Annotated in this window: 7 protein-coding genes and 2 pseudogenes; 2 read left to right on the top strand and 7 right to left on the bottom strand. The window is 66.7% G+C overall.

Annotated elements, in window-relative coordinates; genetic code table 11:
- Window positions 1-62: 62 nt before the first annotated feature.
- From AC27LF_RS45075 to AC27LF_RS45055, 5 genes and pseudogenes are all read right to left on the bottom strand, one after another.
- Window positions 63-373: pseudogene (locus AC27LF_RS45075) on the bottom strand (SCO5918 family protein).
- A 61-nt stretch (window positions 374-434) separates the two neighbouring features.
- Entirely contained in the window at window positions 435-686 is a 252-nt protein-coding gene (locus AC27LF_RS45070; RefSeq protein ID WP_479662041.1) for a CBS domain-containing protein, read from the bottom strand.
- Window positions 687-857: 171 nt separating this feature from the next.
- Complete coding sequence (locus AC27LF_RS45065) at window positions 858-2,366, bottom strand: DEAD/DEAH box helicase (protein ID WP_479662042.1); 1,509 nt, start codon at window positions 2,364-2,366, stop codon at window positions 858-860.
- A gap of 179 nt (window positions 2,367-2,545) precedes the next feature.
- On the bottom strand, window positions 2,546-2,749 hold the full coding sequence (locus tag AC27LF_RS45060; protein ID WP_280913670.1) for a cold-shock protein: 204 nt from the start codon (window positions 2,747-2,749) through the stop codon (window positions 2,546-2,548).
- A 536-nt stretch (window positions 2,750-3,285) separates the two neighbouring features.
- Window positions 3,286-4,302 carry an FG-GAP repeat domain-containing protein gene (locus tag AC27LF_RS45055; protein WP_479665094.1) on the bottom strand — a complete coding sequence of 339 codons (1,017 nt, stop codon included), beginning with the start codon at window positions 4,300-4,302 and terminating at the stop codon, window positions 3,286-3,288.
- A gap of 641 nt (window positions 4,303-4,943) precedes the next feature.
- Here AC27LF_RS45055 and AC27LF_RS45050 point away from each other — a divergent pair.
- Window positions 4,944-5,321: a type II toxin-antitoxin system RelE/ParE family toxin gene (locus AC27LF_RS45050; protein ID WP_479665093.1), complete on the top strand. Its 378-nt coding sequence runs from the start codon at window positions 4,944-4,946 to the stop codon at window positions 5,319-5,321.
- The gene (locus AC27LF_RS45045) at window positions 5,318-5,656 is read left to right on the top strand and encodes an XRE family transcriptional regulator (RefSeq protein ID WP_479662045.1); all 339 of its coding nucleotides are present in this window, start codon (window positions 5,318-5,320) and stop codon (window positions 5,654-5,656) included. Before AC27LF_RS45050 ends, AC27LF_RS45045 begins: the two co-directional genes overlap by 4 nt.
- 488 nt (window positions 5,657-6,144) lie before the next feature.
- On the opposite strand, the gene AC27LF_RS45040 is transcribed toward AC27LF_RS45045, so the two are convergent.
- Window positions 6,145-7,716, bottom strand: a complete 1,572-nt coding sequence (locus tag AC27LF_RS45040; RefSeq protein ID WP_479662046.1) for a hypothetical protein — start codon at window positions 7,714-7,716, stop codon at window positions 6,145-6,147.
- Window positions 7,717-8,313: 597 nt separating this feature from the next.
- Window positions 8,314-8,542, bottom strand: a pseudogene (locus AC27LF_RS45035) (hypothetical protein); the annotation flags it as partial.

Raw genomic sequence — 8,542 nt, 5'->3', positions numbered from 1 at the left:
TCCTGTCGGTGCTTTGCGGAGGGCCCCCCACCGGGATCCTGAAGGCGGTGTCCCGCCCGTCCTCACACCTCCACGGGACGCGTGCCGCCGAGCATCGCCGACGCGGTCCGCAGCGAAGTGGGACCGCCCACGCCCACGGCCTTGGGGCGGCCCTGGCAGGTGAAGCCGAGGAGCGTCATGGCCCGCCTGACTTCGTCGGCGGTGACCGGCGGTCTTGTCGCGTGATGACCTGGCCCAGCTGCTTGACGGGGTAGCGGCGGCGGACGGTGGTCACGGACTCACCCGTGACGAGTTCGGGCCCGACGCCCGTCATCGAGGCCGGCACCCCGCCCCTGGCCAGGCCGAACGGGTACCGGGCGATGACACAGCGCATGACGCCTCACAGGGCAGAAGCCGGAGGGAAGGAGAACCGGTTCGCGCCGGGGCGTGGCGTATCAGCGCGAGAGGGCGAGGACGCCCGTAACCCGGCCGTACTCACCGACGCCGCCGGGGCGGGCGGCGGGCAGGGGCAGCGATCCGTCGAGGACGTCCCGCAGCCGGATCCGGTCCGTGTACGCGGGACTGTCGCGGAGAACGGCGAGCCGGACCAGGGTGATCAGGTCCGTGCCCTCGTCGTCCGCGTCACACACGGTCAGGTACTCGACCCGGGCACCCGCCATGACGGCCAGAGCCACCTCGACGGTCATGTCGTCACATACCCGAGGCCCGTGCCCTTCGCTGCCGTCGGCCCCGGGGGCGGGGGTCCTGCCGTACTGCGTCCGCGTCGGCGTCAAGGGTGTCTCCTTCGGTGAGGGCTGGTCGGCCTGGTCGGCCTGATGGGCCTGTGCGGCCCCGGGGGCTCCCGGGTCCGCGTGGGCCTACGCAGCCGCGTCGTGGCCGGGCCGCCGCTGTGCCCTGCGGCTCATCCCCGCGCCGGCGGGGCGGCCCCGACCGGTGCGGCCCCGGCGGTCCCCGGACGGCGAAGAGGTGCGGCGGGGGCGTTCCACGACGGGCGCGGTGATGACCACGGGGACACCGGAGGGTGCCTGGGCACCCGTGATGCGGCTCAGCTCCGCCTCGCCCGGGCGGACCGGGGTGATGCGCGGGGTGATGCCGGCCGAAGTCATCAGCCGGGTCATGTCGCGGCGCTGTCGGGGGGTCACGAGGGTGACGACGCTGCCGGACTGCCCGGCGCGGGCCGTACGGCCGCCACGGTGCAGGTAGTCCTTGGGGTCGCTGGGCGGATCCACGTTGACGACGAGGTCGAGGCTGTCGATGTGGATGCCGCGGGCCGCGACGTCGGTGGCGACCAGGACGGTGACGTGACCGTCCTTGAACTGCGCCAGGGTCCGGGTGCGCTGCGGCTGGGACCGGCCACCGTGCAGGGCCGCGGCGCGGACACCGCTGTTCAGCAGGTGCTTGGTCAGCCGGTCCACGGCGTGCTTGGTGTCCAGGAACATGATGACCCGGCCGTTTCGGGCCGCGATCTCGGTGGTCGTGCGGTGCTTGTCCGCGTCGTGCACATGGAGGACGTGGTGCTCCATCGTGGTGACGGCACCGGCCGACGGGTCAACGGAGTGAACCACCGGGTCGGTCAGGTAGCGGCGGACCAGCAGGTCGACGTTGCGGTCCAGGGTGGCCGAGAACAACAGCCGCTGGCCCTCGGGACGCACCTGGTCGAGCAGGGCGGTGACCTGGGGCATGAAGCCCATGTCGGTCATCTGGTCGGCCTCGTCGAGAACCGTGGTGCCGACGTCGTCGAGCCGGCAGTCGCCCCGGTCGATGAGGTCCTTGAGCCGACCGGGCGTCGCGACGACCACCTCGGCGCCGGCCCGCAGCACACCGGACTGCCTGCCGACGGACATTCCGCCGACGACGGTGGCGAGCCGCAGGCTGACGGCGCGGGCGTAGGGGGCGAGCGCGTCGGTGACCTGCTGGGCCAGCTCCCGGGTGGGGACGAGGATCAGGGCCAGTGGCCGGCGCGGCTCGGCGCGGCGGCCCGCGGTACGGGCCAGTACCGCCAGGCCGAAGGCAAGGGTCTTGCCCGATCCGGTGCGGCCGCGACCGAGCACGTCACGGCCGGCCAGGGAGTTCGGCAAGGTCGCCGCCTGGATCGGGAACGGCACGGTCACGCCTTCCCGGCCGAGCGTGGCCAGCAACGGCGACGGCATGGCGAGATCGGCGAACGTCTCGACGGCGGGCAACGCGGGCGTGACCGTCTTCGGCAGGGCGAAGTCGGCCCGCGCCGGCTGTCGGGTTCCGTAACCGCCGGAGCGGCGCGGCACGCCGGAGCGGCCTGGTACGCCGGAGCGGCCCGCGGCGGCTCGTCCTCCGAAGCGGTCGGACGGGCGATCGGTGCGTGCGCGAGTGGTACGTGTGCGGTTCATGCGGAACCTTCCTCGATGCGGGCACGTATCAAGGAAATTCCGCAGCAGAATGAGCGGCGCAGAGAATCGCGAGAACGGGCCGAAAAACGACGGGTCGAATGACCCGGGAATGAAGCGAGCTGGGGCCCGCACCCCAAGGTGCGGGCCCCAGCTGCGACGTATGCGGCAGTGCCGGTGTGTCAGGCGGGAACGATGTTCTCGGCCGTCGGGCCCTTCTGGCCCTGCGCGATGTCGAACGACACCTTCTGGCCTTCCTGCAACTCGCGGAAGCCCTGGCTGGCGATGTTCGAGTAGTGGGCGAAGACGTCGGCGCCGCCGCCGTCCTGCTCGATGAAGCCGAAGCCCTTTTCCGCGTTGAACCACTTCACAGTGCCGGTGGCCATTTTGTTTCTCCTTCGGGGGACGGTGTCAGGAAAACGCCCTGTGCGTATTCCGTGTCGCCGTGATGATCGGCCGTCGGAAAAACCTTCTGGCAACCACACCTGCAACCGAGGACGACAGTAGCACGCCGGAGTCGGGCCTGCGCGGTGAATAATTCCGCACCGCCTGTGGCCGCAGGAATATTTGTCGTGCGCCGCGTTGATTTCTTACACCGCGACAACAGATATTGACTTCCGTGAGTGCAGTATTGTCGCAGTGCTGCGACGGTCCGCACGCGACCACTGCCGTCATCGAGGACGGACGGGATACCGACGAGCGCGCGGGGTCCGGACAGGGGGACGAAAGCCACAGGGGGACGTTCCGGCGGGTCAGGCGAGACGTCCCGGGCCCCTCACAGCCGTTGCCACGCGGTGAACGTCCCGCCGGGCTGGGACCGGCGGCACCGGTATGTCGCCGGGCAGCCCCGCGACGGCAACCGGGCCGGCGGGCCGTACCGGCCTCGTGCGGCCCAGCGGCTCATTGCCGAACCGTCATGGCCTTACGGGGACGTGGTTCGCGGGTCCGGCCGCCACCAGCCGGGTGCCACATCCTCCGGATTCCAACCCGCGAACGACGATCCACCTGCCGTCGGCCTGGGCGACGTGTCCTGCGCCAGCAGGTCTCCGTACCCGTCACCGGTGAGGTCGCCCGGTGAGGTCAGCACGTTGTACTGGTTCCAGCCCGACGTTCCCAGCGTGGTGTACGCCGTGGATGTCGTCAGGGCCTTGCCGCACCCCGGGCGGTACGCCCGCAGCGCACCGCTGCTGAACCGCACGAGCACGTCGTCGCAGCGGTCACCGTTCAGGTCTCCGAACGGCACCGCCGTGATCGAGGCCGGCCATCCCGAAGCCGAGGTCTTCGTCGAGAACTTCCCGGCGCCGTCGCCCCGATGGAAGGAGAGCGCCCCCTTGGAGGTGAGCGTGAGCAGGTCACCGATGCCGTCGGAGCCGACATGGTCGCGTCTCACAGCGGCGCCACCGGTCAGTTTCAGCGTGCCGGACGCCGTCGCCGACGCACCGTGCCGGTCGGCCGGGGCCACCGTCAGCGTCCAGGTGTACGTGCCGTTCGGCACATACGCGCCCGTCGACGTCCTGCCGTTCCAGGACGCGTGGACCACGTCGTGCGCGGCGCCACCGGACAGCGTGCGCGCGGTGGCCCCGGTCGCCTTGTTCCTGAGCACCAGCGTCCACGACGCGGCCGACTTCGACAGCCACCACGTGCCGTGCCACGAGGACGACGGGTCCACCAGGCCGACCGAGGGTTCTGTCCTCGCTCCCAGGACCGCGATGTCCGTGGCGGGGACGCCACTGCGCACGATGTGGATGTCCTGGGAGGCCGGCTCCACGTAGCCGACCAGGCCGGTATACGGATCGACGTCCCACCGTCCGGCCGTGGCCGCCAGGGTCCGGCTCACCGCGGAGCCGCTCGTGACGTCCGTGAGGGTCAGCGCTCCGGATGCGGAGTCACGCGTGACCAGGAAGCCGTCGCCCAGGCGCGCCTCTGTGCTGGTGGGCACGGCGACGAGCGTCTTCCTGCGGGTGTCGTACGCGACGGCCTTCCGCACGCCGCCCCGGGGAGAGTCGCACGAGCCGGACCAGTACACCCAGCGTCCCACCGTCTGGAAGGCGCCCACCCGCAACCGCTGCCGGCCACCCGGAACGACCTGATCGTGGTGCCCGACCGCACCTCCGTGGCCGTGACAGTGCCGTCCGCGGCCGCCGCCCACAGTGTTTCCCCCCACAGGGCGGAGGGGACCGCATCGGCCGCGCCCGTGCGGGTGAGCACGAACCCGTGCCCTCCGCGTGCCCGATCTTCGTGCGCCTGACGGGCCGGAACTTGCTGGACATTCTTCGGTACATCACAAACCCCAGGCCACTGGCCTGGGGTTTCATCATGGAGCGGGTGACGAGAATCGAACTCGCGCTCTCAGCTTGGGAAGCTGCGGGCATTTGGGGGCGGGTGGGGCGCTGACCTGGGCGAACGGTTGGGCTGCGGCCTCGCGGGTGCGCTTGTGGTCCCCCCTCGGCCCCGTCGACACGCGACCGTAACCGATGGCCCTCCCGGTGAACGCCTATGCCTGCTGGGTGGCCTACCCAGGTGTGCCGCACGTCGTCTGGTCACCGCTGAGAGGTTAACACTTGCATTAACATGAGGCTCGTGGCTCAATGGGAAGTGGTCCTTGTCGGGGAGGTCGCGGCGTGGTTCGAGGCCCTGGCCGAAGATGACTGGGACAGCGCTGAACAGGTAGAAGACGCTATCGACATGCTGGCGGTCACAGGGCCGACGCTCGGCCGTCCGCTGGTCGACCGGATCAAGGGTGCCGAGAACCACCACCTGAAGGAGTTGAGACCGGGCTCATCCGGGAGCAGCGAGATCCGCATTCTCTTCGCCTTCGATCCGGTGCGCCGGGCAGTGTTGCTGGTGGCTGGCGACAAGGCCGGCAACTGGCAGCGCTGGTATGACAGCAACATTCCGCTTGCTGAGGAGCGGTACCGGGCACATCTGGCCGATCTTGAAACCAGGGAGTACGAATGAGCACCGTGAGCTGGGAGGAGACCAAGCGCAGGGCGCGCGAGCGGCGTGCGGCCTCGGGGCTGTCAGTGCGGTCGCCTCAGGAGAAGCAAGCGGCCATGGACCGGCTGACCGCCGAAGTGCGTGCTCACAAGCTTGCGGAGGTCAGGCGTGAACAGGCGTTGACTCAGCGCCAAGTTGCCGAGTCGATGGGGGTCTCAGCACCTCGGGTCTCCGCGATCGAGCACGGTGAACTGGATCGCGCGGAGGTCGCGACCCTCCGGGCCTACGTGGAAGCGCTCGGCGGTCGACTGCGCGTAGTCGCAGACTTCGGGGACGCCGAGTACACCGTCGCCTGAGGCGCATACCAAAGCTCTCGTCTACCAACAAGGCCCAGGTCTATGACCTGGGCCTTAAACATGGAGCGGGTGACGAGAATCGAACTCGCGCTCTCAGCTTGGGAAGCTGCGAGCTTTTACGGCCAGTCCGGGCTCTGACCTGGACGAACGCTGAGGGAGCGGCCCTGTCGGACTCGGCTGCTTTCACTGTGGTTCCCCGCTGTTCCCCGCTCGTTCTGGTGCGCTTGTGGTGCATCCTGTCGAAGGCATCGAGGCAGGAGTGTCCGTGCTTCGTGTCATGATCCTCGGGTGCTGGAGATCCCGGGACACGCAGGCGGCCCCTTGGCCGAGGGGGGCGCCTATCTGGACGAGCCCTTGTCCTGGCCGTTGCATATCGCTGGTCGCCGTGCACGTACGGCCTATGTGTGGCCGGTACGTGGTGACGACAATGAGGGCTGTTCCAAGAAGCATCCGCACGCTCTGCCGCCGATCGAAAGGGTGGGCCGAATTCAGCCGCTTTTTGCCTCCACCGCTGGGCTCCAGTAAATTTCTTTGCATTCTAGCCGCTCAACGCGAACGGAGTATCGCCCCTGTAGGGGAATCGTGACATTTCGAATTTGGTAATGCCTATTCAGTTCGGGCACTATAGGATTTTTGAGCAGCGCGATCAATTCAGTCAGCGAGTTGACGGGGCTGAGATCTGAAACATACCGAAAAGACGTAGCAAACATGTCCGGCTCCGGCATAGGCCGAGGCGTCAGCTGCTGCGGCATGCCGACTCCCCACGCCCACTCGATCTCATTAAAGGCTGGCCAGTCAGGCGGCAGTTTAGCTCGCACATCACCAGCTACGAGCGAACTCCTGACCTTCCCTAGCTGCGCGCTCGCAAGCACAATAGTTTGATCCGTCTTGGCGGTTTCAGTAAGCGTAAGGGCATCGATAGGCCATTTGATTTCCAGGATAAGGCCCTTACGCGACACTGGATCGAACGCCACTACGTCAAGGTTACCTACAGTCTGCCCCTTCAAATTCCGCACTTTCGTGCCCTCGGTGACTTTAACGCCGGGAATTTTCCTCAGCCAACGACCCCACACTTTAGCTCGCTCGCCTTGACGTTTTCCAATAGGGCCATAGCGCGCTGGATCCGATGCAGCAGTTCGCAGAACGATTGCATCAATGGCACGAGGGAACATTACGAGCGGAAGGACCGTAATGAGTCCATTATTGGGGATTAGAATTGCCGTTCTCATCGACTTGCCGGGGCCGGCCATGAGTCGATGTATGGCCTGTATAGCGAGCTCTCGCGGCATGCTCCCACACAGGCGTGCCAGCCACTCGACGATCGCCTCTTCCGTGCTGTGTTGAAGGGTCGCGCCACGCACGCGCGCTGATGAGTGTGCCATCTCGCCTAGCTCCGCCATTGCCATGAGCGCAGCTAGGACTTCAGCCATTATTCCGACGTTTAGACCGTCACCAAGGTCAGTGTCATTCGACAATGGAGGGTCTTGGTGAACCGCGCGCCATGATTGAACTGCTCGACGAGTCCGCTCCATCGCGGAAATGATGACGTCATCCGGAGGGAGAAACGCATTGAGCCTTTCGCGAGATTGCTTCGAGGCCCATTCTACTTCTTTCTGTGCGGGCTCTTCGCGATTCCCAGGCACGGCCTGTCGCTCAAGATACAAGTCGGCAACTTCAAGACCCATATCCCACTTATACGAGACCCTAAATTTTGTGCCGCCAGTCTTTCTAACCCTATAGGCCTGCGCACGAAGGGCGGCATCAAGCGATTCGAGGCGTGTCGCCTCCAAAGCGGCCTTCACGGCATTTGATACATCCTCTTCATAGCAAGGTTCGCCACCAATCGGATGCTTAAAGTGCCACGAAATCAGAAAATCCAGCAACATGTCCCATGAAAATTCTGGAAAGTCAACCCTGTTCCGTGCGAAGCTTGCTTTCACGCTGAGGGCTTGCGACATAAGTGCATGCAGGCGCTCCTCACCCGTCGACCAAATCGGCAGTTGGTCGACTTGTTTGCGCCAGTCCGAGATCAGGCCGCGTAGCTCTTGTTCCGGCGTCATAGGAATTCCCCCGAATTTCAATATGTGAAAATGTCGCAAATGGTCGACCTCGATGCGCCCCAGCCGCAAGGTCTTCGCGCCCGTACTGCCGAGTTTCGACTCCTAAGAGGGTAAGCCAGATCAGCTGGCTACGGCGCTTCTTTACCGATAGGCGCTACCTACCGCTACCCATACCTCCCCTGTTCCCATCCCGTCCGCCGTCGACCCACACACCGTGGAGCGGACGTGGTTCATGGCGTCCAGGTGGAGCGCGCCACTGTACGAACGACCTGGACGTCATGGGCCGCGTCTGCTCGGCTCTGCCTGGGTCGACGGCGGACGGGATGGGAGCACCCCGCGCACGCCACTGCACACCCGAAGCCGGAAACGGCGCCCCCTCCTCCCGGTGCCGGCCGATCCCCCGCCGGAGGCATCGTTCTGACCGTTGCTACCCCCGTGCGGCACTCGACTCGTAGCCATCGGCTCGTTGCTCTGCGCGCGGCACGGGCATCGGCCGGGCTGGAGCGGGGCGGAGACAGGAGCGCAGGGCCGGCCGGGGGCCGGGCCGCGCGCGGGGAGCGGAGCGAGCCGCCTTGAACCTGTAAAGAAGGTTGTAACTCAGTCGGGCGTGTGGGGCGCCTGAGGTGCCGTCTGCGGTTTGAAGTCCTGCGTGCAGGATGGGAGTTCGCTGCCTTGACGGTGTGCCAGGGGCAGGAAGATCACGGGCCGGATTGTCCATGTGATGCGGGTGCTGGCCTGGGTGACTGTCACCGTGCAGGGCTCGGCGCGCAGGAGGGCTTTCCTCGTGGCTATGCGTCCGTCGTACAGCCACTCCCACGCTTCCTGG

The organism is Streptomyces diversicolor (genome assembly GCF_057537855.1).
This window is presented reverse-complemented; position numbering and strand designations above follow the sequence as displayed.

Bases quoted from the DNA above. Each gene is read 5' to 3' on its own strand.
- AC27LF_RS45070 (WP_479662041.1), bottom strand. From the start codon at position 686: ATGACCGTCGAGGTGGCTCTGGCCGTCATGGCGGGTGCCCGGGTCGAG.
- AC27LF_RS45065 (WP_479662042.1), bottom strand. From the start codon at position 2,366: ATGAACCGCACACGTACCACTCGCGCACGCACCGATCGCCCGTCCGAC.
- AC27LF_RS45060 (WP_280913670.1), bottom strand. From the start codon at position 2,749: ATGGCCACCGGCACTGTGAAGTGGTTCAACGCGGAAAAGGGCTTCGGC.
- AC27LF_RS45045 (WP_479662045.1), top strand. From the start codon at position 5,318: ATGAGCACCGTGAGCTGGGAGGAGACCAAGCGCAGGGCGCGCGAGCGG.
- AC27LF_RS45040 (WP_479662046.1), bottom strand. From the start codon at position 7,716: ATGACGCCGGAACAAGAGCTACGCGGCCTGATCTCGGACTGGCGCAAA.